Here is a 26,804-nt window from a genome sequence, read left to right as displayed (position 1 = left end):
ACGACTCGATGGATGCGTGATTTCGTCCACCATGGATTGAAGATGACGCGACAGCCCGGTAGCGATCTGCAGATCGTTACGACAGCTTATGGCGTTCCAACCTGGGCCACCAAGAAAAAGGAAATGCGCGCCCGCGATCTTGATCCTGACCAATTTGCAAAGCTTGCTGGCTACATGACAGACTGGATCAAATTTTTAAGGAATGACGGTTTGCCAGTGGGCTATGTGTCGTTGCACAATCAGGGCGACAAACCCTACGACTTTCCTGTGCATGGCGGCTATAGCATGGACAAATGGAACGAGAGTGATTTTGGCTGGGACTACAATGCGTATTGGCCGCCACAGTATGTTGTACAATTCGTTAAACTCCTTCGTCCCTATCTCGACAAAGAAGGATTGCGAAATGTCGGCATTACTCCTGGTGAAACCAGCTGTTGGCACTACTTTCAAAACTACGGTTACGCCCCCCTATTTGTGCTGGGACGAGCAATATCTACACGGCCAAAGTGAACGGCTACATACCGTGGGCTGGTATTCATCGCAATGCCCATTGGAAGAACGGCGAAGCGAACGACGCCGCCGCAATCCGCGTGCATGAAGACGGCAGCTTTGAAGTGCTGCCGGGATACCATTTCTACAAACAGGTGTCGACCGCCGGTCAACCTGGAATGAAGGTGGCAACCACAATTGCTGTGAATCGATTCATCTATATCATTGCCTTTGAATCGAACGGCACCTCCGTCACCGTCGTGTCCAAGCGTTCCGACCGGGTACTGATGACCTCTGGGGATAGCGTCTATGTCTCACGCGATAGCGCACGAAGCTTTCAGAAAATCTCTAGCACTGGATTACCCCAGGGCAAGACTTTGCATCAGATCACAGCAAGTCCTGTGAGTCCCGACTCTCTGCTGCTTTGGGCCGACGGGGGAAAATATGACTGGCCTCGCTATTTTTCACACGACGAAGGCCGCGCGTGGCACCAGGTCCAGCTCGATTCGAGTGACGCTTTCTTGCCCTACAACCCGCGCAAGACCCTCTTTGCTTGGCACCCGACCGATGCATCGGTTGCATTCTCCTTCGGCGGAGACTGGATCAATCGCAGTACCAATCGCGGCGAGCGATTCGCCTGGCACGCCAACGGTTACACCGGGATTCTCGTGGGAGATAGCTTCAATTTTAATGTCCATCACCCAGAACTGTTGTTTGTGGGCTCGCAGGACTACAACGGCGCGGTCAGCGACGATGGCGGCGACACATGGCGATACACCAACGTTTCAGGCCAGCGCTGGGGCGGGCACAGTTACGGAGCCTACGCACTCTCGCCCGACGTTCTGGCGGTGGGCAGCACCAGTCGCTGGCACGGCCCTCGAACCTTGGCCCTGTCACGTGACGGCGGAGAAACCTGGCTGCACACTCAACAGCAACTCGTCGGCCCCGCTGTAGCATGCGGCGACCCGCGCCGGCCCGAGGTGGCCTTTGTTTCGAATTTGCGCAGCGAAGATGGCGGGCGGTCATGGCTGGCAATGAATGACTGCGATGCCGTGTTCACCGCATCGGCTGGATCCGATGGCACGTTGCATGGCGTGAAGGGTGAACGAACTGTGGTGACTTCGGCCGACAGTGGGCGCACGTGGCAGACCTTGGCTGAGGCTCCGGGACGGATTGTGGACTTGGCCGTGGATCATCTGCGCAGCCGAGTTTACGCAGCCACCTCGCGACAACTGGTCGTCTGGGATGGCAAGTCCTGGAGTACATTCACCAATCTTCCCAAGGACCAACAGTGCACGGTCGGTATCCGTTCCGTTGCGGTCGATCCCATCGACCCAGCTATCCTGTACGCGGTGTCCCGTCGCAACACTTTTTTGTCCAATGCGGCCGTGATCCGTTCGGTAGATGCCGGACAGAATTGGGAGGTATTAACACGTCGCACTCCTTTGGATCTTCAGCCACGCGATGGCGGGTGTGAAGGCGTCTGGGTACGGGTGCATCCCCGAACGCGGGAAGCGTGGGTGGCCGGTACTTGCTTTGGTATTTGGAAATGGAAACGTGGCGTAAGCTTCTAGCTTGCATTGGATTGTATTTTGCTGGTCCACACTCATGCGTGCTTGCGCCAACCGTTTTCAATGTCTTCAAGCGTTCTTCCCTTTGTCTCAGGTAGAAGCCAAATCGTGAGTGGGATTGCGGGGAATACTAACACCGCGTAGAGCCAAAACGTGAATGCGGGCCCCGCTTTTTCAAGTAGCCATGGAAACGTTTGTGCGACTAACAAGCAGCCGCCCCACACAGCAAACGTTCCCACCGACATCGCTCGCCCTCGCACTCGATTGGGAAAAATCTCAGAAATCACAATCCACGTCAGCGGCCCTAGAGAGAAGGCAAAGCAAGCGATGAATAGCAAGATCGGCAAGAGAACAATTAGCCCACTGTCGCTTTGGCGGCTGCTGAGTGGTTGGTCGATGAAAAGTGCAACACAACAAACGAGAGAATCCATTGACGAGGAAATCTAACTACAACAAATTCCCATCTGTGGCAGTTCCCGACTCAAAGGACGCTGTCGTAAAGGGATGGGACGCTATCGCAGATCGCTTGCGTGATACAATTTCGCGGCGAGACGGCAACAAAACCGTCGTCGCAATCGACTGTTACACTGGCGTCGATGTCGGCACAATCAGCCGTGAGTTGCGGTCACGGCTGAAGGTCGCGATGGCGGGCAATGTTGAAGAGGCAATGAAAACGCCAGAGGCGATCGATTCGCTGGTCGCCCCCTTTCTCGGTGGCGACGATCCCGTGTTCGGGTTCCTGTCGGGTTTGACGCTTGCCGAGTTTTTTGACGCTGAAAAAGTCGAACGGCTACGACGCCAAGTTGCAAAAGTCGAAAGTGGAATCGTGTTGATCGTCGGTTGCGGTGCCAGCATGGTCGAGCACGACGTGTTGGTGTATGCCGACATGCCTCGGTGGGAAGGACAGCTTCGCTATCGGCGTGGCGAAGCGGATAATTTAGGAGTGAAAAATCGATCCGCCGACATTAAAGTTCAGTACAAACGAGCGTTCTTTGTCGATTGGCGAGTCTGCGACCGTTGGAAGAAACCGCTTATCAGTAGTTGGGATTTCTTGCTTGATACAACCATCGCCAATGAGCCAAAGCTGGCCGACGGTGACGCCGTCCGCCGCGGATTGAGTGTTTCGGCACACCGTCCATTTCGTGTCGTCCCCTTTTTCGATCCGGCACCCCGGGGGGGCCAATGGATGAAGCAGTTCTGTGATCTTGATCGTGACCAATCGAACTTTGGATGGTGTTTCGATTGTGTTCCCGAAGAGAACAGTTTACTACTTTCGATGGGCGACCAGACGATTGAGTTGCCGGCAATGGATTTGGTTCTCGATCAACCGGTGTCTCTATTGGGTGATGCCGTCCATGGACGTTCTGAGGCGGCATTCCCAATTCGATTCGACTTTTTGGACACAATCGGCGGCGGTAATTTATCGTTCCAAGTCCATCCACTTACCGAGTACATTCAAAACACGTTTGGGATGCACTATACGCAAGACGAAAGCTATTACATGCTCGATGCTGGTCCGGATGCGTGTGTCTATTTGGGACTGAAAGACGGGATTGATCCCGACCAGATGATTGCGGATTTAGAGTCTGCTCAAGCGGGCGGCGCGGCGTTTGACGCCGACCGCTATGCTAACTGCATCCCTGCAAAAAAGCACGATCACTTTTTGATCCCCGCCGGAACGGTTCACTGCTCGGGTGCCGAAAGTATGGTACTCGAGATCAGTCGATATGATGACGACTACAGCCGCCCCGCTTCGGAAAGCGGAACTTAGCTGGCTAGCGTCAGAGCGGCGAATTCCTTCCCACCTCACCTGCGTAGGAACCTACCTCATGAAATTCCTAAATCTGTTTTTGATTTTCTGTTTATTGTTTGTGATCTTTGAACCTGTTTCGGCATCACTGAAACCATCAGGACCTCGTCAGAACGTTTCGCTTGATGGCGAATGGGAAGTTGCGCAAGGAACGATGAGTGACCGTCCGGAATCGTTCGACCACGCCGTGCCTGTTCCTGGGCTGGTCGACATGGCGAAGCCTGCGTTTGACAAAGTCGGTATCAAAAGCGATCTACGCGAAGCGTTTTGGTATCGCCAGAGTTTTACCATCAAAGGCGACATCCCGGCGGTTTCGATATTGAAACTGCATAAAGCGAAATACGGCAGCAAGATCTGGGTTAACGGAGAAATGATCGCGGAGCATCCGCCGTCGTTCACGCCCGGTTACTTTGACGTCAAAAGCGTATTGAAAGGGGGCGGACAAGAGAATGAAATTGTGATTCGAGTCGGTGCCGATCGTGAATCATTACCACAGGACCGCCCGAACGGCTGGGATTTTGAAAAGTATCGCTACATCCCAGGAATTTACGATTCAGTCGAACTGATTCTGACGGGAAAACCTTACGTTCGCAACGTCCAAGTCGTCCCCGACATCGATGCTCGGCAAGTCACCATCGTTGCGGAAATTGAAGCGGACGATCCTGATGTCGATGTTTCAGCCGAAGTGACAACCGCGTCGGCAGACGAACCGGTCGGAACCGCTACAGCGTCCGGCCTGAATGACGACGGCAAAGTCACGATGACCATCCCGATTCCCAATTGTCATTTGTGGTCGCCCGAAGATCCATTCTTGTATCAAGTCACAATAAAAACAGACGGAGACGCAGCGAAGTCACGCTTTGGAATGCGGTCGTTTCATTTCGACCCAGTCACCAAGCGAGCGATGCTAAATGGCAAGCCTTACTACATGCGAGGCAGCAACATCACGCTTCTGCGATTCTTCGAAGATTCGGCGCGAGGTGACTTACCGTGGCGAGAGCAGTGGGTTCGCGATCTGCATAGGAAATGCAAAACGATGCACTGGAATTCGCTACGCTATTGCATCGGATTCCCACCCGAATTTTGGTACGACATTGCAGATGAAGAAGGGATTTTGATTCAAGATGAGTTTCCGATTTGGACATTGAACCCAGGTGCGAAACCACCCGAATCACCCAAAACGGAACACATTGTTCCCCAGTACGTCGATTGGATGCGGGAGCGTTGGAACCATCCCTGCGTCGTGATTTGGGATGCACAAAACGAGAGTGAAACGGACCAAACTGGTAAAGCGTTGATGCAGGTTCGCAGGTTGGACCTTTCCAATCGCCCTTGGGACAACGGCTGGGGAGAAGCCCAATCAAAATCTGACTGTCTCGAATCGCATCCGTATCTGTTTAGTGCCGTCGAGTGGGGTAACAAACCGTTCAAGTTGAGTGATCTCGCCAAACTGGATGGCACCCCAAAGGTTTACCAAAATCAAAACGTCAACGAGCATGCGATTATCATCAACGAGTATGCATGGCTTTGGTTGACGCGCGACGGCAATCCTACTTGTTTGACACAGAAAGTCTACAAAGATTTGCTGGGATCGAACTCAACTGTCGCGGAACGTCGTGAAATCTACGCTCGATACCTGGCAGCGCTGACCGAGTTTTGGCGAGCGAAACGCAAGTGTGCCGGCGTGCTGCATTTCACGGTGCTCGGTTATTCACGTCCCGGCGATATTCCACGTCCCGAAGGCGGAGCGACCAGTGATCACTTCTTGGATGTCGAGGCTTTGAAGATGGATCCGCTATTCGAGCAGCGAGTGAAGGATGCCTTCGCCCCAATAGGACTCATGCTGGATTTCTGGCAATCCGAGATGTCCGCTGGTGGGACCAAGAAATTCAAGCTCTATGTCACGAACGATTTGCCAAGCGAATTCACAAACGAGATCGTTGTCAAACTGGTTCGCGGCAATGATGTGTTGACTCAGCAGAGTTTCCGCCCCGTCGTCGCAGCATTCGGTCAACAGATTCAGTCCTTGGAGATGGAGTTTCCATCCGAACAAGGCGAATACGAATTGGTGGCGGAGTATCAAGACGCCAGCGGCGAAACCGTCACTTCGCGTCGTCCGTTCCGCATCATCAAAAACGACAGTTAGTGCTTTCATCTTCATACAAGCTCGAAGCGCAAGCGAGTGAGCCACTTACGTCACCCCCCCCCACTCGCTTGCGCTTCGAGCTTGCATTTACGACGTTTCGGCTCCAAAGTGGCGCTGTCCCGTTTACAACTCCCATCCATTCATAAGTGCAAATCAATCACCATGAACCTCTTCAAGGCTGTTTAAATATTCGGCATCACCATTTCTGGCGTTTCGGTAACGATCGCCGGTGACAAGCCGAACATTCTACTCGGTATGAGCGATGATCACGCCACCAGCGCGATCAGTGCCTACGGCAGCGATCTGCTCCAGACACCCAGCATCGATCGAGTCGCGGCCGAAGGGGTTCGCTCGCCAGAGCTTGGAAATCCCGACATATCAACCGTCTGGCGACGGCAACGACACCAAACACAACAGGAACTGAAACCCATGAGACTTATCGCCACAAGCCTTGCACTCATTCTTGTTGCTGCTGCTTCGGTGGCCTCAGCGGAAGAGCCACTCCAACGAGAATTTGGAACTCCTGAACCGCTTCCGCAGGAATTGCATTCGTTTAACTCAAACCTGTTGATGGCAACTGCGCTTCATGGCATCAGACCGTCTTTGAGATACTCGGAGTTGTCGAAGATGATCCGGTCCATGTCGACAAACTCATGCTCGAAAGCCTGCGTCGAGAACTTGTAGGCATCTCCAAGCCGATCGACACGATTGGTCAGTCGCTGCTCGTTGATCAGCATGTCACGCAGTTCGTTCCGCATTCGATGGCGATCCGTGAGGGCTGCGGTGAGAACCATGAACGCATAGTTGTCGGCGGCGTTGTTCCGCCCGTTCCAGCGGTCGATGCCGCGCGCTAAGTTCTCGGGGATCAGGCCCGAGGCCGGATCTACCTTTTTCAGCCAACCCCGCATGTAGAGATTGCTTTGGACCAGGGCACGGCGTGCCTGAAGGGCGTTGCGCTCGATCGGCGGCAGGTCTTCAAACGACTCAACGGCGAGCCAGCCATCCTGGAGGTTCGCCCCCTGGTTGTCCTTGACAGCGTTCTGGAGTTCGTCTGCTGCCGCTGGCGCAGTGGCAACCAGGCTAACGACCAGAAGGCAATTGGCAACAGCCAAATATTGCGTGCATGTTTTCATCGAACGACTTTCCTTTGGCTCTTATGGGACACGCGTAGCCGATACGACGACAGACGGCGATGCTACGCTTTGTCTGAAAAGGGGTAGGGGGGCGTCTAGGTAGGGAATGATGTTGGCTGTACTAGCTTGTTGATGTTTGAATTTGCCATTGCGACAAGGTAATCGGATGCCGCGACCGAACCGTGCAGATGAAGCGGTTGCATTTTATCACGCTCTGAGCCGTGGTAATACCGTGGCAATGTAGAGCGATAGATCTTAGAACGAACCATAGACTACGAAGCATTGGAGCGCACGCTGGCCAAGGGGCTTGGGCGGTATGCTGTTGAATTTTTTTCTTACAGCTTAATGCCCACGCATTGGCATTTTGTTTTGCGACCAACGCGGGCTGGACAAATGGGGCAATTTCTTCGATGGAACTCCGCCTTTGACTTGATCGGAATCAGTGTGAGGTCCATTTCTATCTGGCTGTTGAACCTGCCAGATCCGATCGACTCCATCCGCAATAACCCAGACTACAGCATCCGCTTAGCGAGCAAGCGGAACGGTGCAAGCATCTGGGAGCCTTCGAGCGGTTACAATAACCTCGGCGTCACCCTGCATGTCAAATAGAACGATTGAGAAGAACGTTCTTGGTTGACAAAGTTTAAAAGTAGCCGGACTTTGGCTTGCGTCACGTAATCTAGCCCCAATGCCATGAATCATCTGGGCAAACATGTAGAAGCGACCATTATTGGAGTAGCAAGCGACCAAATAAAGTTATCGGCCTTGCAAACAGAATTGATCAGAATGATGCTAAAATGGCGAGCGCTCCCTCAGAATTCGATTTCCTACCCAAGCCATCCATCGCTCTCCCCATAAAACCATGTTTGTCAATCAACTCAAGCCTTGTCTGGCCAAGCGTTTTATCTTTCTGACTTCTATCAACGTCTTTTGGCTCATCACCCTATCGGCCCAAGCCGAACTGCTAAGCGTTGTGAATCCAAAGTCCGGTGATCTGTCTGTGCTTGATCGAACGACCGAGTATTTTGGAATCAACTACTATGATTGGGGGCCCGGTTGGTCAAGCGTTAAACGCGAGAAGAGCGTTAGCGAGGACGGCGACGTTGCTCGGTTTTCATTTGAAAATGTCATCGAGGAAACGCAAACACCGTTTACCATCGTAGGAGCTTGGTCATCGCCTGCGAAAGATCAACTACGTTTCGAAGCCGTGATGAAGCCCGGTGGCGATTCGGAATTAGTCATTGCGCAGTTCGGCCTCAACCCCGGGGTCGCGTTTGATGGGGGCAGCGTCGTTGTGACTCAACATGACGGCACCAATGTAACGCATCGCTTGCCACTGGGCCGAGTTGACCTTGGTGAACAAGTGGTAAAGCTTGAGCTGATTGATGCGGCAGGCGACAAAACTCACTTGATGTTTGAACAGCCCACATCGATTGCTGCCGATCGGCAAGCTCGCATCACGATTGCCAAAGATGGGATCAAGGAAGGCGTTGTCCAAAAACTTGCATTTCGCATTCAACTCCCCAAGTCCATGCAATTTGTAGCTGGTATGGATGCGGCGCAATCGCTTGTCGACATGACCCACTGGTACCGTTTTGACCCACCAAGCCCGATTGCTTTGGACAGCGAGTGGAACATGCAATCCTGGCTCGAGAAACCGGCGGGCAAACACGGCCGCATCAAGCGTCATGGTGACAAGCTCGTGTACAACGGCAAACCCATCAAGCTCTGGGGACTGAATAATTCATACTCCGCTTGCGCTCCTGAAAAAGAGCTGGCTGACAAGCGGGCCGATTTTTATGCTGCGATGGGTGTCAACACCGTTCGCTTGCACAAGTACGCGGATGGGACCGGATGGGCCGGAATCTTGACAAAAGAAAGCGCTGCTGAGTTCGATCCTGAGGGACTTGATCGAATGGACTATTATGTCGCCGCATTGAAAGAGCGTGGGATCTACACGAAGCTGTCACCGGTGTTCATTGTTGATGTTGGTCCGGGCGATCGCGGACGGGTTCCTTACATGGATGAATTCGGCCCGCTGCAAAACAATCGTGTCAGCGCAAAGCATGGCAGTCTCTATTTGTCGACGGAGTTACAGGATTTGCTGATCGACCAGGTCGCGACCCTGCTGCGACACACCAATCCTTACACAGGTCAAACCTATGCCCAAGAAACCGCAATTGCCTATGTTGAGCTTTACAACGAAGACAGCGCCCTATTCGGTGGCGTAACGAGTGTGATGGCCAAGAGCCCGACACTGCGAAAACGCGGTGGGGAGATGTTTGCCGAATGGCTGAAACATAAATATGAAACGGAAGCTGCATTCCTGCAGGCTTGGGGCGACAAAGCACTCAACCATGGTTTGCTGAAGAATCAAAAGCTACCGCAAGATGAGAACTGGAGCGAGAATCGAATCTACCCTGCTGGCAATCCTTGGTTCTTTGATCCAACGAATCTGAACACTTCGCAGCAAGACGCGCAGCGTCGGTTGCTTGATACGATGGCGTTCTTGTACGAGTTGCAAAACAATGTCTATGATCGCTACGCGAATGCGATTCGCGAGGCAGGCTATGAAGGCGAACTGATTGCTTCGAATTGGCAAGCTGGTCGGATGACGAGCCATTTTTACAACTTGCATTCGGACTATCGCATCGGAACGATCGATCGGCACAATTACTTTGGCGGAGGGCGTGGGTTGGGGCCGTTTCGAAGTGCCTCGATGCTGGCAGTGCCGGGATCGGGCAGTCTGTCCTCTTCGCTGCAACAGGTTACCGACCGTCCATTTATGCTGTCGGAGTGGATTCACGTCTTGCCGAATGAATGGGGCGTCGAGGGGCCGGCAATTATTGGGGCCTATGGAATGGGTTTGCAGGGCTGGGACGTTTCCTACGCCTTCCAAAACGCTGACGACGGCACATTCAGCAGCATCATCGGAGGGCATAGCTGGGACGTAACCGCACCACAGTTCATTGGCGTCTTCCCCGCTGTTTCTCGGCAAGTGCTGAGGGGTGATGTTAAGGAATCAATGGTGAACCACCATCGCAACGTACACATTCCTTCGCTCGATCAGCAGCAGATTGGATTTGACGAATTTGTCCGTCAAGAATGGGACGAGAAGACTTTCGATAGCGAGGTCTTTTCCGCCGAGTCGCTAGCCGTCGCACGTGGGACCGTCCGTTTTTCAGGTGAGTTTGAAGCTACGGATCACTTTGACCTATCCGAGCACAAGCGGAAGGGACACCTGCTTTCGACGACACGTGAATTGCTTTGGACACCGGGCAAGCACGCGCAGGATGGGCATATTGCGATCAGCACACCAGGGACACAGGCAGTGATTGGGTTTGCAAAAGATCGGGTGATTCCCATGGCGGATACACAGATCACGCCTCGTAGCCGCTTTGCGGCAGTGTACCTAAGCGCTCAATCGCCACACGGTACCATCGCAAAGGACGAAGGGATCCTATTGACAGCGATTGCTCGTGCCCGTAACGAGGGGATGGTCGTTTTGAATGACTGTTACTTGATGAGTCTCGGAAATACACGAGGTAACAAACCCGATGGCCCAATCGTTATGGAACCCGTTGTCGCGGACATTCAACTCAAACGTGAAGGATCTCCGACAATTCATATCCTCGATCATGGTGGATCAAGAACAGGCCAGACGTTAACAATCGAAAACGGCCGTTTCCAAGTTGATACTGCGCGAGACGGTTCACCGTATTATCTGATCGAGTACGGACAATGAGGCGTCACCGTGCATATCACCTTGTGACAAAGAACGCGTTTCCACCAAAAAAAATGACCCGTTACAGTGGTGTGTTTTTTAAAACATCCAACGAGGACAAGTGATGCGAGCGATACGGTTTCTTTCGGCGTTGGTCATGTTCACAACCCAGGCCTCCATTGCCTGCTCGGCGACCGGGGCCGAGCAGGTCGACTTCGGCAAGTTCTGGGGCAAGCCCGAGATCAAGTCGGGCAAGGCCGAAATCCTGCCCGGCGGAGAAGCATCCGGCGGCAAAGCGGCCATGCTATTGGATTTCTCAACCGAGCCGACCGACGGGGCACTGGGTCGCGCCTTGCTGACCAACTCGAACAGAAAGATTACCGTATCTGCCCGGGTCAAGGTGGCGGGGCAAGTCAAGATCGCGTCGCTAGCTCTCAACCTGATCGGCGGCCAGGGCGGCTCGAAACCCATCCTGGTGGCCAACGGACCAGGCGACTGGCAATCGGGCAACCAATCGGTCTCTGTCCCGACCGACGTCGGGATGATCTTTCTCAACCTGACCTTCGAGGGTCAGGGCAAGGTCTGGCTGGCTGATCTGAAGATTGAGGGGGCGCTCGACCCGGCCATCGATGGTGTGCTCAACACGTTTGCCATGCCGATCGGCTATGCGTTCGGATCGTTTCAGGAACACGTCAAAGTCGCTGGCGGCGTAGCCCACATTGTGGCGGAAAACGGGCGTGGCGGAGCTGGCTACAACGTGGCGGCTGATCTGTCCAACTGCGGCGCCGACTGCCCGGTGATGGTCGTCAAACGAGGCACCCAGAACCGGGCGTCAACGCTGAAGCTGATCCTGCAGGATGCCGGCGGCGTTAAACGCGAATTCAGCTACGACCTGAGCAAGGCGTCAACCAGCGAATTCACGCCGTTGATGCCCAACGATGGCTGGGCCGTCTCGCCCGCCGCGACCGACGAGGTCGATCGGTCGTTCGACACGTCGATGATCCAGAGCCAACTACTAATCGGCGACTGGAGCGGCTCGCCACTGGACATCCTGATCCGTGAGATCACGCTGGCCAAGCCCAATACCGAGTTGCTTGCGCAGCGTGCGGCCAAAGTGGCAAAGGTCAACCAGGAGATAGCCCGCAAGCAAGAGCAATCGCGTCGCGAGGAAGAGGCCCGAGCGAGGATGCTCCGCGAGGGCGCTGAGCATCCCGCGGACGGACCAGAGCTGCAGCAAGTTTGCGCTGTGGCTCCGAACATCCTTGCAGTGACTATCCAAGAGAAACGACGCATCCCCGGCGGCCAGGTCCCGTACCAGGCCCAGCCGGACGACGAGATCCGTGTCGAGAAGAAGGACCACACGTACTTGGCCTGGGAGGATGGTCGACCGGCAATGTCGTCTGCCCGTAGCGTGTGGCGCAAGGACGACGAAAGCGGCAATCTGAAACGGCTGGGCCTGCTGGTCGACCAGGGCCGGACCATCACCACCGAATCGCGGCTGGAAGGTCAGGCGATCACCAGCGAGACGTTGACCGAACCGGCCGCCTATCGCATTGGCATCACCGACGAGCCCGGCAAGGCTGTCCAGCCAACCGATGTGTTTCGCAAGAGCAAGCCACTCGATCGAGCCGACAACGGTCAAGCGCCGATCCGACACGTCGTCTATTTGAAGCTTGCCGAGCCACTCCAGGAGGGCACTCCTTATACGATCGAGCTGCACGGCATCAACACTCGTCAGCCTCAAGTGACTTACACACACCAGCCGCACAACGTTCGCAGTGAGGCGGTCCACGTTTCGCATGTCGGTTTTCGGCCCGACGATCCGCTGAAGCGGGCGTATCTGTCGGTGTGGCTGGGGACGGGGGGCGAGCTGGCCTACGACGTCCAGCGCTTCGAGTTGATCGATGCCGAGTCGGGCCAATCGGTCTATCAGGGCGACGTTCGTCTAGCTGTACCCGCCGAGCAGGTCGAACGGATGCGGCCCGAAAAAAACCACAACCGCACGAACGTCTACCACCTCGACTTCTCCGACTTCACCACGCCGGGCACCTATCGCGTGCTCTTTCCTAACGTCGGCGTGAGCTATCCGTTGCGGATCGCCGACGACGTGTGGCTGCGGGCATTCGAGACATCGATGCACGGCCTGCTGTGCCATCGTAGCGGAATCGCGTTGGGACCACCGGTGACCGACTATCGTCGCCCGCGGCCGTTCCATCCGGCGGACGGCAGCAAGGTGTTCCGGCTCGATCGCACGGTGCTCGACGGCGAATCGGACGTGGTCAGAGAGTCGCTTGGTCGGCTGCTGGGGACGAAGCTCGATGCGTCGTCGCTGGCTCGAAACGACCAGGCCTGGGGGGGCTATATGGACGCTGGCGACTGGGATCGCCGATCGTTACATCTCCGGGTCAGTTACCTGCAGCTCGAACTACTGGAGATGTTCCCGACGTTCTTCGAAAAAGCGAACCTGGCCCTGCCGACCAAGGAGGCCAACAACCACTTGCCCGACCTGTTGGACGAGGCGCTGTGGAACATCGACTTCTACCGGCGGCTGCAAGACGACGATGGCGGCGTTGGCGGTGGCGTCGAGTCGACGGCACATCCCAGGCCCGGCGAAACGAGCTGGCAGGAATCGCTGCTGGTCGGCGTCTATGCGCCCGACCCGGTTAGCAGCTACCGCCACGCTGCCGCGGCCGCCAAGGCCGCCGGGCTGTTGCGTCGCTACGATAAGAAGATGGCCGACACCTTCGCCGAATCCGCACAGCGAGCATGGCAGTGGGCCGATGAAAACCTTGACGTGATTGACCAGGTCCGCTCGCGCGGCGGCCGCGTGAAGGGTACCACCGAAGAGACGATCGCCGAGCCGCGTGCCCTGGCGGCTGTCGAGCTATGGCGGTTGACCGGCGACGACACGTTCCATGCAGCGTTTCTGGAGTGTTCGGCGATAGTCGGCGGCGATCCGGCGGAGCAGCTCGACGCCACGTTCACCTATGCCAACCTTCCAGACGATGTTGGCGACACGGCGCTAATGCAGAAAGCTCGCGAGGCCCTGATCGTCTCGGCCGAGCAGGCGCTCGAGGTGGGCTGCCGCAATGGCTTCAACACCACAACCCGCGTGCCGCAGCTTCCGATGATGGGATTCGTCGGCTACTTCACCACACCCGAGACGATCGTTGGCCCTGTGCTTACCCGTGTACACCACTTGACCGGCGACGCCAAGTACCTGGCCGGGGCCGTGGCCGCCACGCAGTACACCGTCGGCGCCAATCCGGTCAATGCCACGATGACCACCGGCCTGGGCCACGACTATCCGCGCGCCCCGCTGCACTGCGACACCATGCGGACTGGCGACCCGGCACCGCGCGGCATCACGATCTATGGCCCGCACGACCCAACCAAGGTCCCCGACTGGGTGAAGACCTGGGTGTTGGGGAAGAACCTCGTCCCACCGGCCGAGAACTGGCCGGCCTCCGAGTTCCACATCGATACGGCCGGCTGGCCCGAGATGAGCGAGTACACCGTCCATCAGTCGATCGGCCCGACAGGATACTACTTCGCCTACCTAGCCGCGCGCAGCGGGCGGTAGGGGGACGTCGGGACGCGCCAGGATTGGATGCCGAAACCTGGCACAAGGCTCAGGGAATTATCGTTCGGCCTCACCCGACTTAAGACCACGGAGCGTTGGTGTTAGCTGAAAAATTCAAATCACACGATCATCCGCAAGCGGTACTGGCAGCAGCGGCCAAATACACCGATGAGATTTCTGTTCAGGATGGCCAAGAGTTCGGTCCCTTCAGCGGACAGGGCAAGCAAGAATCGTCGTTCGATCAAAGCTATTTTGATGAAATACATCGCAGCACAGGAGAGCCCATCATGATCGTCGACCATGCGATCAGTTGGCCTGTCTCCGAATACCCAAAGACATTGTGTTACCAATGCCAAACGCAAACAGCAGCGGCTCGTATGTACGACCAGTACCTGACGGTCGGCACGTAGACCTGTCCTTGTTCCAACGCCGGTTCCGTTCAGTGGGGGCCGACGTTGTGGCTCCAGAGCAGTTGATCGGTGCGAGCGTCGCGACACACGACGCGATCGAACGTGGTGATCGTGCGGCTTTCGGCCCAGTGGACGTCTGCTCGCCCTGTATCGTGAAAGGTCGCCCGAGGTGTGAATCGTCGTCCCTCGGGCGTGTTCTTGAACTCGGCGTAGACCTCCTCGGCCGTCTCGAAGGCCTTGTCAACCGCCCAGAACGTATGCTTGTTGGCCGCGATGAATTCGACGCGCGGGAACAACTGGCTTGCGTGCCATTGGATCTTCGCAACCAGCGCCATTCACTTCTTGAGAAAAAGCCCGCATTTTATAAGACACAACGGCACTCGATTGCGAGGACGATTCAACGCAAGTGTGCCGAATTCTCCGCAAAAGGACCCGAGCCGTGACAGCGACCGAGTCAACGAGTAATATGTTGATGCGTCGGTGCCTTCTGCTCTGCTTCTTCTTGACTGTGGAACGCCAATGAAATTTCAGTCTATGGACTCTGGTTGGTGCCACCGTTTTGCGACGTAGCCTTCCCGAGAGCTTTCAACGTTCCTGACTGCACTCATGCTTGTCTCCGTTCCAACCTTGGGATTTGGTGACGAACCGGCTTTCGATCAGTACGGCGGTATCAGAACGATCAAGGCTGAGGCTACTGGTTTTTTTCGGCTTGAGCATTTGGACGGTCGTCACTTCCTGGTCACGCCCGAAGGACATGGCTACCGGGCTCTCGGAATCAACCATTTCCACAACATGTCATCGAAGGACTACGACGCTGTTGTCAAACAAATCAGGTCGTGGGGATTCAATGCCGGTTGCTACCAGGGACCGCGATGGATTTGGAAGCGTTATCCCTACACAAAAGGCATCAATCTCGTTCCCGTCTGCGTATGGAAACCCGATTCGCAGTTTGCCTATAAGGATGTTTTCGACCCCCGGTTTCTTGCCGAGCTCGATTCGGCCATCCAAAGCATTGTCGAACCGCAATCCGACAACGAAATGTTGATCGGCTACTTCTGGACCGACATCCCTATTTGGTCACGGACACGCAACGGCGGATGGATCAGCTTCTACAAGTCACTGCGTGAGGACTCTTCTGGCGGAACAAAATGGCGGGAGTGGAAGGGCACCGTCGTTCCGACAATTGATGAGTCTTCGACTGATGGAAATTGAGCCCGTCCTTGGCAACTCAAAGACGCAAGTGGCGTTGGCTCTCAGCAAGTCCCAACACCACCCGAGTTTGGGTGAGCGTCGAACAGAGAATGATGCCTCCGCTTGACTTGTACAACAACGTCATCCAGCTCAAAGGACTACTAATGCGAACACGTAAAAAATTGACAACGCCGATTTTGGTTGGCGTCTGGATGGCAAGTCTCGTCGCGCAAGCGAACGCAGAGATCATTTTTGAAGACGGTTTCAGTCAACGAGTGCGGCGCCACGGGGGACGGTGTGACCGACGACACCGACGCGATCCAGGACGCGTGCCGGTCTGGCAAGCCCGTTGTGTTCTTCCAGCCAGGAACCTATTTGATCAATGGAACCATTGAAGTTCCGCCGACTGTCGAACGTCTGAATTTCATGTATGTCGATCTGTTGGCCGGTCCCCGCTTGCAGGACGAAGACGGGCTTGGCGCGTTCCGCGTGGTCGGGGAGTCTGATCGACCGCTGCTCATCGAGGATCTGTTCTCCTTTGAACTGTTCTTCGGAGCCCATTATCTGGTCGATCACGTATCGCGCGCACGGTTGTGTTGAGCGACTTGCAAGTACAGGTGGCGGCGCTCTATCGCAACTCGGTTTCGGGCGGAAAGCTGTTCGTCGAGAACGTCTGCACGACGGATCAATTTGGCCCGTATAGGAACTGCCTTGAGCTGACGGGCCAGTAGGTCTGGGCACGGCAGTTGAATCCGGAGCGGGCTGCGCCCGAAGTGAAAAACATCGGCTCCGATCTTTGGGTGCTTGGATTCAAAACCGAAAAGAGCGGAACAGCGTTTCAAACCGTTGAGGGTGGACGCACCGAAGTCCTCGGAGGTATTTTCAACATCTGCCGCAATGGCCCGAGATCAGAGCCCGCCGTAAGAATTGGCGCGGGTTCACAGATGTCGATCTTCGCTTCCACGACCGATCACCGAAAAGCTCCTCCCAACGATCCATACCATATTATCGAAGACGCATCCGCTGGGAATACAAATCGTCTGAACTGGGATCAATGCCCGGCACGAGCTGACAACCTGATCGTTATCCCACTCTATGGCACCTCTGCAGCGCGACCGTGAGTTGTCACCCAGCTTACACAACCTGCCGTCATTCACTGCGAGTCAATTGTCCGGTAAAGGATCGTCTCGATTTCAATCTGCTCGCAGGGATCACTTTGCCCGAGACCTACCAGTGGCTCGCCGCAGCATGCACAGACTTTTGCGTCCTCGGGCAAGTCAATGAGTTGCTCACGCTCGGGCAAGTGAGAGTAGTCTCGTCGATTGGGAGCGGGACGACCGGGTTGTTGCCCACGTCGGTTTTTGGGTTTGGGCGGCTGGTCAGGATCACTCAGATCGTTGGACCGATCCTTGCTGGATTTCTTTTCGGACTGTTTACCGAAACGCTCCGCTTTGAGTTGCCGAACCTCGGCTTTGGATTGATCCAGTTCCGCTTGAGTCAGAGTGTGCCGCTGCACGGCACGGGCATGCATGCTTTTCCAATACCCGACGTCGCATCGCAACTCGCGGACCTGCTGTCGCAGATCCGCGTTTTCTGATCGCAGGTCGCTAACTTCCTGCATCAGCTCCTCGACCAAGGTCGTCAGTGACCTTAGACGTTCATCAACCGACTGAGATTCTAAAACCGAAGCACTCATGCACCCCCAAATAGAGAATCCCGCCACTCACCGCCAGATCAACTCGCTCTCACCACAACTTCCGCGAATGCTAACACGAAAAAAGCCAGAAACCGTTATGGCTACTGGCTTTAGAAGTACACCCCAGAGGATTCGAACCTCTAACCTTCGGTTCCGTAGACCGATGCTCTATCCAATTGAGCTAGGGGTGCGGATGAGTCGAACTCATCGCTGAAGGAGACGGATTTTAGCGCCGCGGGTTCGCTCTCGCAAGCCCTCTCTGCGAGATGCTTCATTCTATTCGGAGGAGTCCACTGCGTATTCTTGCAATTCTTCGAGTGAGGCGAACTCTAACGCGCTGATGTGGGTCGATTCCAGCACGACAGGCGGCGCTTCGCCGGCATCATAGGCCTCCTTCCAACGCGCAGCACACAAACACCAACGGTCGCCTGGTTTCAAACCAGGAAAGCGAAATCCGGGGTTCGGGGTCGACAAATCGTTGCCCCGTTCCTTTGAAAATGCCAAAAAACTAGCGGTCATTTGGGCACAGACGACATGCAGCCCACTGTCGGATGCACCCGTATTACAGCATCCGTCGCGGTAGAACCCGGTCATCGGGTCCGTGCTGCAGGACTGAAGATCGGTGCCGAGTACGTTCTTTGCGGCCATTTTCGTCTTTCGATGCTCGCTCTAGCGTGGGGTAACCCGCTTATCGTAACGCCAGCAAAGTCACGAGGGAAGCCAGCAAAGTCACGAGGGAAGCCAGCAAAGTCACGAGGGAAGCCAGCAAAGTCACGAGGGAAGGTTGTCTAACCCTGAAAATGAAGGGTCAACATCCGTCGGCTCCTCGACTAACCATTTTTCGCCGATTCGTTATCATTGAAGGCCGGCCGGAGGCGAAGGCACCGCGGATGCCAGCCGGCTCGCCTGACTTCCTCGCTGGCTCGCTTTTCCCAGCTCAACTTTCCACTAGACGCTCTGATGGCTGTCATGGATGCGATTCTGAAAGACCTGACCGAGAGCCAAATCGACGCCGTCACTCATCTGGACGGCCCGCTGCTGATGTTGGCAGGCCCGGGATCGGGAAAGACTCGCGTGGTCACTCACCGCATCGCTTACATGATCTCGCAGGGCATCGCACCGTCTCAGATTGCCGCGTTGACCTTCACGAACAAGGCGGCGGATGAAATGCGATTGAGAGTCGAAAAGCTGGTCCCGGGTCAGTCGGTTTGGATGGGAACGTTCCACCGTTTTTGCGCACAATTGCTGCGTCGTTATGCCCCGATGGTCGGATTGGCTGAAAACTATTCGATCTACGACACCTCGGATTCAAAACAAGCGATGAAGAGGGCGATCGAGGTGGCCGACGTTTCCACCAGCCATACGTCACCGGAACAAATCGCCTCGACGATCAGCCGCGCGAAGAATCGATTGGTGACGCCCGAGATGATGCTAGCAAGCTCGAAGCGATCGGGACCGACGATGGCGTCAAAGGTCTACCCACAATACCAGCAGCAGCTATTGACCGCGAACGCCGTTGATTTCGACGACCTGCTGTTACACATCGCTTTATTGCTTCGAGACAACCCAGAACTTCGCGCACAACTCGATGCCCGGTTTCGATACATTTTGGTGGACGAATACCAAGACACCAACTTGGCCCAATACGCGATTGTTCGGGCGCTTTCGATCGACCATCCCAACTTGTCGGTGACGGGTGATCCCGACCAGTCGATTTACGGATGGCGCGGTGCCGACTTAAACAACATTCTCGATTTCGAAAAGGACTACCCGAGCGTTAAAACGGTTCGCTTGGAGCAAAACTATCGTAGCACACCCAATATTTTACGGGTTGCGGATCAATTGATTCAGCACAATCGCCGGCGAAAGCAAAAGGAGTTGTACACGCATAACGACGAGGGCGACCCGGTGGTGCTGCGGATCTATCACAATGGTTACGAAGAAGCCGACGCGATCGCAGACGAGATTTCCAACGCGATGGCGGTCGAGGGTTTCCGGCCTCGGGATTTTGCCATTCTGTATCGCATGAATGCCCTTTCGCGATCGCTTGAACACGCGATGCGGCGTCGTGGACTGCCCTATCAAATCATAAACGGATTAGAGTTTTATCAACGTAAAGAAATCAAGGATTTATTGGCTTATCTGCATTTGATCAACAACCCACGGCATGATGTGGCGCTGCAGCGGATCCTCAACACGCCAACGCGTGGGATCGGTGCCAAGACCATCCAGCGGCTTCGAGGCTATGCCGACCGACACAACGTTCCCATGCTCGATGCAGCGCGTCAGGTGGACCAGATCGAAGGACTCGCAAAACGGTCTGCAACCTGTGTGACCCGATTTGTGGAACTGTTCGATCGTCTCAGCTTGAAGGCGACCGCATCGATCGAGGACTTGCTGCGCTACGTTGTTGAGGAAACGAAGTATGAAGCGTTTTTGCTCAAATCGCATGTCGACGAACAGGATAGCAGTGCGGTCGCAAACGTCGACGAGTTGATCACGGCGGGCGTTGAGTTTGACCGTTACCATCCAGACGATGGATCGCTTGAATTGTTTTTAGAACAAACGGCACTGGTGGCCGATACCGACGCGTTCGAGGATGAGAACGATCGGATCACGGTGATGACCCTGCACGCCGCAAAGGGGCTCGAGTTCCCGCGTGTGTTTGTGATTGGTGTCGAAGATGGGTTGCTGCCCCATTCGCGATCGCGAGACACCGATGCAGGAATGGAAGAAGAACGCCGATTGCTGTTTGTGGGGATCACGCGAGCGAAGGAACGATTGCAGTTGAGTTGTTGCAAAAGTCGCACGTTTCGAGGAGACTCTCGACCAGCGGTGCCGAGTCCCTTCTTCAACGAAATGCCGCTTGATGAAATACGGCGTGTTGAAAGCGAAGTTCAGCAAAATTGGTTTGATGACGATCCATACGGTAACAGCTATCCGGATTCATGGGATTTACCAGAAGAAGATTCTGAGGCGAACCAGGATTCCGAGCCGAACCAGGATTCAGGTTCGGCGGTTCATGAGAAACCGGACTCGTTGTTTGATGAAACCTGCCAATTGACGGAACAGGATCGAGAACAAGAGATTGCCAAGCGAAAGAAGAAAACGAGAGCGCCGCTGGCGAGCTTGCAAACCGCCGCAGAGATGCTTGCGAGCGGATCCGCACCTCCGCTGACCGTTTATCGCGAGGGAACTCAGGTGCGGCACGGTGAGTATGGCGAGGGAACCATCGTCTCGGTCACCGGTCGAGGCCCCAAGCGAACCGCAATGATCCGGTTTGACGATGGCGAACGAAATTTTCGACTCGCGTTTGCTAATTTGGAAGTGATCGGCGGGTAGGGTCAAGGTTAGAATTTTTGGAGCACTTGGAGTATTGAGAGATGACGAAAACGAGTGAATTTGCGGCGACGGAGGCTCAGGTCGGCGTCATCATGGGAAGCCGTAATGACTGGGATACCATGAGTGCCGCAGCAGAAATCCTTGATCAGCTGGGCATACCGAACGAAAAGTTGGTTGTTTCGGCGCATCGGACACCGTCGCGAATGGTGAACTATGCGACGTCGGCGGCAGGTCGCGGATTGAAAGTGATCATTGCCGGGGCGGGCGGGGCGGCTCATTTGCCGGGCATGGTTGCATCGGAGACAAATTTGCCAGTGATCGGCGTTCCGGTCCAGAGCCGCGCGCTGCAGGGGCTCGATTCGTTGTTGTCCATCGTGCAGATGCCCGGCGGCATTCCGGTGGCGACCATGTCAATCGGTCCATCTGGTGCAAAGAACGCGGGGATCCTGGCAGCTCGAATCTTGGCGTTGTCCGACATCGCGCTCGCCAAACGTCTTGACGAGTTTGTTGCCAAACAAACCGCCGCTGTACTCGAATCAGCGGAGTTGTAGATGAGTGAGTCTACAAAGGTCATCTTGCCGGGCGGGACCATCGGAATGGTCGGAGGTGGCCAGTTGGGGCGGATGTTTGCCATGGCCGCGGCAAGCATGGGGTACCGCGTGGTCGTGTTCTGCGAATCAAGGGATGAGCCGGCACCGCAGGTGGCTCATGAGTGTGTCGTCGGCAAGTTGGATGACATGCAGGCTGTCGAAAAGTTTGCAAGTCGCTGTGACGTGATCACGTTAGAGTTTGAGAACATCCCAGCGTCCACGATCGCTGCTTGCCAGCGGTTCGCTCCGACGTATCCATCGGCAAACGTGTTGGCGACGGCCCAAGATCGACTTCGGGAAAAATCGACTTTACAAAACGCGGGCTTGCCGGTCGCGCCGTTTGCGGAAGTAAATGATTTTGATTCGCTTGTGGTCGCGTCCGAGCGGGTTGGGTTGCCGCTGATTTTGAAAACGGCCCGAAGCGGATATGACGGTAAGGGACAACACCGAATTGAAACAATCGAAGACGCAAAGCAGGTCGATTGGGCATCATGCGATCGATGGGTGGCGGAGCAATTGATCTGCTTTGATCGAGAAGTCTCGGTGATCGTGGCACGCAGTTCGGACGGACGGACAGCATCGTTTCCCATTTTCGAGAACGAGCACACGAACCATATCTTGGATATTTCCATGGTTCCCGCAGCCGTATCCAAAAAGGTGCAAAACCAAGCCCGATCGATCGCGGTTTCGGCTGCAGAAACCATGGACGTGGTCGGCTTGTTATGTGTGGAGATGTTCGTTGAATCCGATACGGTGTTGATCAACGAAGTCGCACCGCGACCTCATAATTCCGGTCACTTAACGATCGAAGCGTGTCACACGAGTCAGTTTGCGCAGCACGTCAGGGCGATTTGTGGCCTACCGCTCGGGAAGACGAATCTTGTTTCTCGTGCGGCCGCGATGGCGAATTTGCTAGGCGACGTTTGGGGCAGCGATTGCGAATCACCACCTGCTTGGGACCAAGCGATCGCGGTGGAGGGCGTTTGTTTGCATTTGTATGGCAAACAGGAGGCAAAAATGGGCCGAAAAATGGGACATTTGACGTGCGTCGGAGAGGATCGTTCGCGGGTCGTTCGCTCCGTGGTCGAAGCACGGCAGAGATTGGTTTAGCGTCTTTCCGGGATCGACAGGCCGATTTGGCGTTTGTAGGGATTGTAACGCTGAAAATCAGCCGTTCGCCGTTTTGGTTCTTGCCGATTCGGGTGAATGACAACGTAGACTTGAACGGCTCCGTTTTCGTCGTCTCACCCGAGTTGCAAATCATGGTTCGCTTGTTTTCCGCCCTGCTCGCCCTGACCCTGACGGTCGTCTCCAGTTCTCGTGACGTGAGCGCTCAAGGCCGCTATCGTGGCGGTGGGCATCCTCACTCCTACTCCAGCCGACCTGCCTATCGAGGCGGAGGGATGCGTATGGGAATCGGTATCGGTTCCTACCGAGGCTACGGTTATTCAACGTTTGGCAGTGTCGCGCCGTATGGACTCGGCTATGTGAACGATCCGTACCAATCGGGCAGTTTCCGGGTACCAGACCTGCTCGACGATCCCTACTTCATCGAGCAACATCGATTTGACAGCCGTTACCCAGGCCGCCGAGACGATCCACGTCGCCGGCGATCGCCGCTGGTCCTGCGTTCCGAAGTGCCGGGTTTAACGTACCAAACGTTTTCCCCTCCCGTCGCAACAACCGATTCCTCCTATTCAAGCGACTTCGTCGTACCCGATTCGGTGGCAGGCCCCGTCGCCGATCGCCTGATGCGTTCCAGTGAAGTGTTGTCACATGCGCTAAGCGAGGGGGGACATGGTGAGGCATGGATGGATTACTTGGCACCCGATCGAATCCACTCTCTTGTCGAAAGCGGTAATGCCTTGGCACTACGTGAATTGCTGACACATTACGACGGAGTCGTCGCAAATCCTGGGCTCGGGCCGATCGCGACCGCGAGCGGTTTCGCGGAAACGCGTGGACTGCTGCACCAAATGCTCGACCCTTCTGGAAACTAGCTGGACAGCGTCATTTTGGTATCGGTGGCATCCTTGCCGCCGCAATCTGAACCATAGACAAACCACTGGCGGCAGGATACCACCATTACCGATAGAGTGGCGCTGTCCAGCTAGAGCATTTTGATCTTTAACGTAGCCACCGCCGGCAGCGGTAGACCGTGCTATCCTAGAAGGGTCAACGCTTCGTAGGCCACGTACCACGAGTTGCAGCATCGTCGCTGAGACTCAAGAGGCTCGTTCACCGAAAGGACTAGATCCATGACCACCGAAACACTCGCCAGCTTCTTGGGATGGTGCTTGGTGATCAACTTCAGCGTTCTTGTTTTGGCAACCCTCTCCTTGGTCCTAGGCGGGAAGTCCGTAAGGCGGATTCACGCTCAGTTGTTTCCGATTGATGAGGAACAGCTGCCACCGATCTATTTTCAATTCCTGGCGAACTACAAGCTCGCAATCTTTGTGTTTAATCTGGCGCCGTATTTGGCATTGAAGATCATGGGATAGGCCATCGACCGATTTCAGCAGAAAACGGCTCGCCGCAAGGGTGCTCTAAGAGCAGGGTCTCCGATGGTGTCATCACTTGAAAGAAGACTCTCGCGTGATGTCTATTCTGGGCGACTCTCCAAAAAGGCCAACAGGTCACGTAGTTCGGCGATCGACATCAATTCCTCGAGCCCGGCCGGCATGATCGATTGAGTGATCGGATCTTGCTGTTCGATTTCATCGAGCGGTACTTCGAACGTGATCCCATCGGCCCCTTGAAACCGAAGACGTTTCCGCACTCCGGATTCGCCAAGTTTCAAGCCTGTCAACACATGACCATCCACCGTCAGGACTCGCCAAGGGACGTACAGGGGCGCGACTTCGCGGCTTGGTTCGAGGATGGATTCTAGTATTCGGCGTCGTGTCATTCGTCCCGAGAGCGTCGTCAAATCCGGTCCGGTCGTGGCACCACGTCCGCTGTGGGCATGGCAACTTGCGCAAGCAGAACGATAGAAAACACGCCGCCCTGCATCGGGATCGCCGCCGTTTCCGAGCGCGGCCAACCACTCTGCAACCTGTTTGTTTGGCGGTCGCTTATCGGCATCGTATTGCCACGAGTGCTTTAAAACTCGCTTGGCTTCGGTGCGAAGCAACTCGGATTGCTTTGGCAAGACCAATTGGTTGAACACAGAGGAATAGGTGCCCGCGTTCTTCGATAAACTCGCCAGCGCATCGGCTCGAGTCTGCTCGTCCAGTGAGGAATCCATCGCGATCGTCGCCAACTCCGCAAGCGATGTTGGCTTGGCTCGCTCCGCCAGTAGTCGCACAACTTCCCGCGAAAAGTCTCGGTCGTTTTCGCCACGCAACCAGCGACCAAGCTCCGCATCGGACGGCACGTCACTCTCGGATGCTAGTTTTTGTATCGCAAGTGCTCGTAAGCTTGCAGGCCGATCTTGTTCCGACGCAAACTCAATCAACGTCTTTTCAATCGCCGGATCTCTTTTGCCACTCGCCGCGGAGCCCGTTTCGAGGAAAGCGATCGAGGCGATCACAGCATTGAAAAGTGATGGTGACAAGTCCTCTCGGTCAAGCAACGAGCGAATCTTCGGCAGCATCTCGCGGCATTGACACTCGGTCGCCCAGCGAACCGCAGCCAATGTGACTTGAGCGGACGGGTCGGACAATCCCCATTCTATCCATTCATTTCTTCCCGCCGTAGAAATGCGATTGGGATCCGAAAGCGATTCCCATCGCCACGCGGTCATCAACCCGACGCGTTGCAAAGGACGGGTGGCCATCTTCCCATCAACGTCCTTCAACTGTCCCGTTCGAACCAACCCGGCCATTGCGGCTTGCCGCAGAAAAGGATCACGACTGCGAAGCGCCTCGACACGATCACGGGAACGGAGACTCGGATCATTCATCAACCGAAGAGATTCGCTTTCAGCCGCTGTCCGCTCAGGCAACGTTGCCAGGATCGGCGGTGCGTTTTGTCTTCGGCTCATCCGCCACAGCCGACCTTGACCGTGCACCGGGTAGCTGCGGTCAACCCAATCGGTAATGTAGATTGATCCGTCTGCGGCGACCGCCATGTCGACGGGTCGGAACCTCGCATCACCCTGTACCACGACTTCGGTACGGCTCTGCCAACTGGCGCCGCTTTCCTCCAATTTGTATCGCTCAATCCGGTTATCGCCCCAAGCCGTCACCCATAAATGTTCGCCATAGCCGACCACCGCACAGGGCGCCTCGCCGGTCCCTGCAACCCTACCGAGCGTCCCTGGCAACTCACCATTCCACGATTGAAGTGGATGCGTGCCAGCACGCCCAAAGCGAAATTGGAACCCGTAATCCGCGCAGGGGATCACGTGCAACAAACGGCACGGGGGCATTGCATCGGGATCATTACCGACGGCCCATAGACGATCCTGCTTGTCGAACCAAAGGCCAAACGGATTCCAGAAACCGGTCGCCACGCGTTGCAGATCGCTTCCGTCGAAAGAGATCGAGAAAACATTTCCCCCTTCGCCGCTACCGACTTGCGTCGATCCATCGGCTGCGACGAGCGAATAGGGCTCGCCAAAATTCTCGCCTTGGCCAACGTAAAGCCGTCGATCGGGGCCAACGGTGACTGCGTTGAGACCGTTGTGCGGGTAATCCGCATCGGTTTCAAGCGTCAGCAACACCTCTCGTTCGTCGGCAACGTCATCACCGTTGGTGTCGCGAATCCGAACCACTTCACGCCGCGTCGATAGCGCAATCCAATTGTCATCCAACGGAGTGATATCCATCGTCGCGATGCCTCCCTCGTAAAACAAACGCTGGCGGTCGAGAAACCCATCCCCCTTGGTGTCATCAAAAACAAAGACGCGATCCGTTTTCGGACCGTCGTAGTCGTCGGGCGGAAAATGGGTGTTGGACTCGATCACCAACAGCCGGCCGGAACCGTCGAAGCAGAGGCCGACGGGGGTCACAAGGTCGGGTTCAGCGGCAACGAGCTCGATTTGCCAATCGGCGTCGAGAACCCGCGGTGGCTCAACGGCAAACAGAATCGCGGTGGGAGTGAAGACAAGCAATGTCAACAAAACGCAGGATTTCATGGGGAGCACCGAATGTGGGTAGAATTCCGAGTGAAGGCG

General features: G+C 55.5%; 21 protein-coding genes and 1 tRNA gene. 15 read left to right on the top strand and 7 right to left on the bottom strand.

All coding sequences use genetic code 11. From position 1 onward, the window contains the following. Positions 1-12 precede the first annotated feature (12 nt). Positions 13-510 carry a hypothetical protein gene (locus Poly41_RS04485; protein ID WP_146524659.1) on the top strand — a complete coding sequence of 166 codons (498 nt, stop codon included), beginning with the start codon at positions 13-15 and terminating at the stop codon, positions 508-510. Next, complete coding sequence (locus Poly41_RS04480; RefSeq protein WP_146524658.1) at positions 507-2,063, top strand: sialidase family protein; 1,557 nt, start codon at positions 507-509, stop codon at positions 2,061-2,063. Before Poly41_RS04485 ends, Poly41_RS04480 begins: the two co-directional genes overlap by 4 nt. A 32-nt stretch (positions 2,064-2,095) precedes the next feature. Here the strand turns inward: Poly41_RS04480 and Poly41_RS04475 are convergent, their stop codons facing one another. After that, the gene (locus tag Poly41_RS04475; protein ID WP_146524657.1) at positions 2,096-2,491 is read right to left on the bottom strand and encodes an MFS transporter; all 396 of its coding nucleotides are present in this window, start codon (positions 2,489-2,491) and stop codon (positions 2,096-2,098) included. Between Poly41_RS04475 and Poly41_RS04470 the strand changes: the two genes are divergently transcribed. Then, the gene (locus Poly41_RS04470) at positions 2,491-3,831 is read left to right on the top strand and encodes a class I mannose-6-phosphate isomerase (RefSeq protein WP_146524656.1); all 1,341 of its coding nucleotides are present in this window, start codon (positions 2,491-2,493) and stop codon (positions 3,829-3,831) included. The two genes, Poly41_RS04475 and Poly41_RS04470, sit on opposite strands and share 1 nt — an antisense overlap. Before the next feature lie 58 nt (positions 3,832-3,889). Beyond that, complete coding sequence (locus Poly41_RS04465; RefSeq protein ID WP_197231060.1) at positions 3,890-6,016, top strand: glycoside hydrolase family 2 protein; 2,127 nt, start codon at positions 3,890-3,892, stop codon at positions 6,014-6,016. 584 nt (positions 6,017-6,600) lie between these two features. On the opposite strand, the gene Poly41_RS04460 is transcribed toward Poly41_RS04465, so the two are convergent. Further along, positions 6,601-7,149 (bottom strand): hypothetical protein, encoded by a 549-nt coding sequence (locus tag Poly41_RS04460; protein WP_146524654.1) that lies wholly within the window; start codon positions 7,147-7,149, stop codon positions 6,601-6,603. Positions 7,150-7,542: 393 nt separating this feature from the next. On the opposite strand from Poly41_RS04460, the gene Poly41_RS04455 reads away from it, so the two are divergent. The 4 genes from Poly41_RS04455 (at position 7,543) to Poly41_RS04440 (ending at position 14,866) form a co-directional block, all read left to right on the top strand. Then, positions 7,543-7,758 (top strand): hypothetical protein, encoded by a 216-nt coding sequence (locus tag Poly41_RS04455; protein WP_146524653.1) that lies wholly within the window; start codon positions 7,543-7,545, stop codon positions 7,756-7,758. Positions 7,759-8,011: 253 nt separating this feature from the next. Beyond that, positions 8,012-10,894: a glycoside hydrolase family 5 protein gene (locus Poly41_RS04450; RefSeq protein WP_146524652.1), complete on the top strand. Its 2,883-nt coding sequence runs from the start codon at positions 8,012-8,014 to the stop codon at positions 10,892-10,894. A 136-nt stretch (positions 10,895-11,030) separates the two neighbouring features. Then, on the top strand, positions 11,031-14,456 hold the full coding sequence (locus Poly41_RS04445; RefSeq protein ID WP_231615394.1) for a glycoside hydrolase family 9 protein: 3,426 nt from the start codon (positions 11,031-11,033) through the stop codon (positions 14,454-14,456). 98 nt (positions 14,457-14,554) lie between these two features. Next, positions 14,555-14,866, top strand: coding sequence for a hypothetical protein (locus Poly41_RS04440; RefSeq protein WP_146524650.1), 312 nt, complete (start codon positions 14,555-14,557; stop codon positions 14,864-14,866). 29 nt (positions 14,867-14,895) lie between these two features. Here the strand turns inward: Poly41_RS04440 and Poly41_RS04435 are convergent, their stop codons facing one another. Next, entirely contained in the window at positions 14,896-15,201 is a 306-nt protein-coding gene (locus Poly41_RS04435) for a hypothetical protein (protein WP_146524649.1), read from the bottom strand. A 271-nt stretch (positions 15,202-15,472) separates the two neighbouring features. Here Poly41_RS04435 and Poly41_RS04430 point away from each other — a divergent pair, with 271 nt between their 5' ends. Continuing rightward, positions 15,473-16,078, top strand: coding sequence for a hypothetical protein (locus tag Poly41_RS04430; RefSeq protein ID WP_146524648.1), 606 nt, complete (start codon positions 15,473-15,475; stop codon positions 16,076-16,078). A gap of 231 nt (positions 16,079-16,309) precedes the next feature. Beyond that, the gene (locus Poly41_RS04425; RefSeq protein ID WP_197231059.1) at positions 16,310-16,657 is read left to right on the top strand and encodes a glycosyl hydrolase family 28-related protein; all 348 of its coding nucleotides are present in this window, start codon (positions 16,310-16,312) and stop codon (positions 16,655-16,657) included. 553 nt (positions 16,658-17,210) lie between these two features. Here the strand turns inward: Poly41_RS04425 and Poly41_RS04420 are convergent. From Poly41_RS04420 to Poly41_RS04410, 3 genes are all read right to left on the bottom strand, one after another. Beyond that, a complete protein-coding gene (locus tag Poly41_RS04420) occupies positions 17,211-17,753 on the bottom strand; it encodes a hypothetical protein (RefSeq protein WP_146524646.1) in 543 nt (180 codons plus the stop codon). Between the two features lie 117 nt (positions 17,754-17,870). Beyond that, positions 17,871-17,944, bottom strand: a tRNA-Arg gene (locus tag Poly41_RS04415). An 85-nt stretch (positions 17,945-18,029) separates the two neighbouring features. Next, on the bottom strand, positions 18,030-18,401 hold the full coding sequence (locus Poly41_RS04410) for a DUF2237 family protein (RefSeq protein WP_146524645.1): 372 nt from the start codon (positions 18,399-18,401) through the stop codon (positions 18,030-18,032). Positions 18,402-18,722: 321 nt separating this feature from the next. Here Poly41_RS04410 and Poly41_RS04405 point away from each other — a divergent pair, with 321 nt between their 5' ends. From Poly41_RS04405 to Poly41_RS04385, 5 genes are all read left to right on the top strand, one after another. Further along, positions 18,723-21,095 carry an ATP-dependent helicase gene (locus Poly41_RS04405; protein WP_146524988.1) on the top strand — a complete coding sequence of 791 codons (2,373 nt, stop codon included), beginning with the start codon at positions 18,723-18,725 and terminating at the stop codon, positions 21,093-21,095. Between the two features lie 41 nt (positions 21,096-21,136). Then, a complete protein-coding gene (gene purE, locus Poly41_RS04400) occupies positions 21,137-21,646 on the top strand; it encodes a 5-(carboxyamino)imidazole ribonucleotide mutase (protein WP_146524644.1) in 510 nt (169 codons plus the stop codon). Beyond that, on the top strand, positions 21,647-22,795 hold the full coding sequence (locus tag Poly41_RS04395; protein WP_146524643.1) for a 5-(carboxyamino)imidazole ribonucleotide synthase: 1,149 nt from the start codon (positions 21,647-21,649) through the stop codon (positions 22,793-22,795). A 92-nt stretch (positions 22,796-22,887) separates the two neighbouring features. Beyond that, positions 22,888-23,685 carry a hypothetical protein gene (locus tag Poly41_RS04390; protein ID WP_146524642.1) on the top strand — a complete coding sequence of 266 codons (798 nt, stop codon included), beginning with the start codon at positions 22,888-22,890 and terminating at the stop codon, positions 23,683-23,685. A 258-nt stretch (positions 23,686-23,943) separates the two neighbouring features. Then, positions 23,944-24,186 carry a DUF6868 family protein gene (locus Poly41_RS04385; RefSeq protein WP_146524641.1) on the top strand — a complete coding sequence of 81 codons (243 nt, stop codon included), beginning with the start codon at positions 23,944-23,946 and terminating at the stop codon, positions 24,184-24,186. A 101-nt stretch (positions 24,187-24,287) separates the two neighbouring features. Here the strand turns inward: Poly41_RS04385 and Poly41_RS04380 are convergent, their stop codons facing one another. After that, complete coding sequence (locus Poly41_RS04380) at positions 24,288-26,765, bottom strand: PVC-type heme-binding CxxCH protein (RefSeq protein ID WP_146524640.1); 2,478 nt, start codon at positions 26,763-26,765, stop codon at positions 24,288-24,290. Between the last annotated feature and the right edge of the window lie 39 nt (positions 26,766-26,804).

Source organism: Novipirellula artificiosorum (assembly GCF_007860135.1).
Lineage (GTDB): Bacteria > Planctomycetota > Planctomycetia > Pirellulales > Pirellulaceae > Novipirellula_A > Novipirellula_A artificiosorum.
The sequence above is the reverse complement of the archived record's forward strand: the minus strand, read 5'-3'. Positions and strand labels throughout refer to the sequence as shown.

Bases quoted from the DNA above. Each gene is read 5' to 3' on its own strand.
- Poly41_RS04455 (WP_146524653.1), top strand. From the start codon at position 7,543: ATGGGGCAATTTCTTCGATGGAACTCCGCCTTTGACTTGATCGGAATC.
- Poly41_RS04395 (WP_146524643.1), top strand. From the start codon at position 21,647: ATGAGTGAGTCTACAAAGGTCATCTTGCCGGGCGGGACCATCGGAATG.
- Poly41_RS04475 (WP_146524657.1), bottom strand. From the start codon at position 2,491: ATGGATTCTCTCGTTTGTTGTGTTGCACTTTTCATCGACCAACCACTC.
- Poly41_RS04450 (WP_146524652.1), top strand. From the start codon at position 8,012: ATGTTTGTCAATCAACTCAAGCCTTGTCTGGCCAAGCGTTTTATCTTT.
- Poly41_RS04380 (WP_146524640.1), bottom strand. From the start codon at position 26,765: ATGAAATCCTGCGTTTTGTTGACATTGCTTGTCTTCACTCCCACCGCG.
- Poly41_RS04430 (WP_146524648.1), top strand. From the start codon at position 15,473: ATGCTTGTCTCCGTTCCAACCTTGGGATTTGGTGACGAACCGGCTTTC.
- Poly41_RS04465 (WP_197231060.1), top strand. From the start codon at position 3,890: ATGAAATTCCTAAATCTGTTTTTGATTTTCTGTTTATTGTTTGTGATC.
- Poly41_RS04435 (WP_146524649.1), bottom strand. From the start codon at position 15,201: ATGGCGCTGGTTGCGAAGATCCAATGGCACGCAAGCCAGTTGTTCCCG.
- Poly41_RS04385 (WP_146524641.1), top strand. From the start codon at position 23,944: ATGACCACCGAAACACTCGCCAGCTTCTTGGGATGGTGCTTGGTGATC.
- Poly41_RS04485 (WP_146524659.1), top strand. From the start codon at position 13: ATGCGTGATTTCGTCCACCATGGATTGAAGATGACGCGACAGCCCGGT.
- Poly41_RS04405 (WP_146524988.1), top strand. From the start codon at position 18,723: ATGGATGCGATTCTGAAAGACCTGACCGAGAGCCAAATCGACGCCGTC.
- Poly41_RS04410 (WP_146524645.1), bottom strand. From the start codon at position 18,401: ATGGCCGCAAAGAACGTACTCGGCACCGATCTTCAGTCCTGCAGCACG.
- Poly41_RS04420 (WP_146524646.1), bottom strand. From the start codon at position 17,753: ATGAGTGCTTCGGTTTTAGAATCTCAGTCGGTTGATGAACGTCTAAGG.
- Poly41_RS04460 (WP_146524654.1), bottom strand. From the start codon at position 7,149: ATGAAAACATGCACGCAATATTTGGCTGTTGCCAATTGCCTTCTGGTC.
- purE (WP_146524644.1), top strand. From the start codon at position 21,137: ATGACGAAAACGAGTGAATTTGCGGCGACGGAGGCTCAGGTCGGCGTC.
- Poly41_RS04445 (WP_231615394.1), top strand. From the start codon at position 11,031: ATGTTCACAACCCAGGCCTCCATTGCCTGCTCGGCGACCGGGGCCGAG.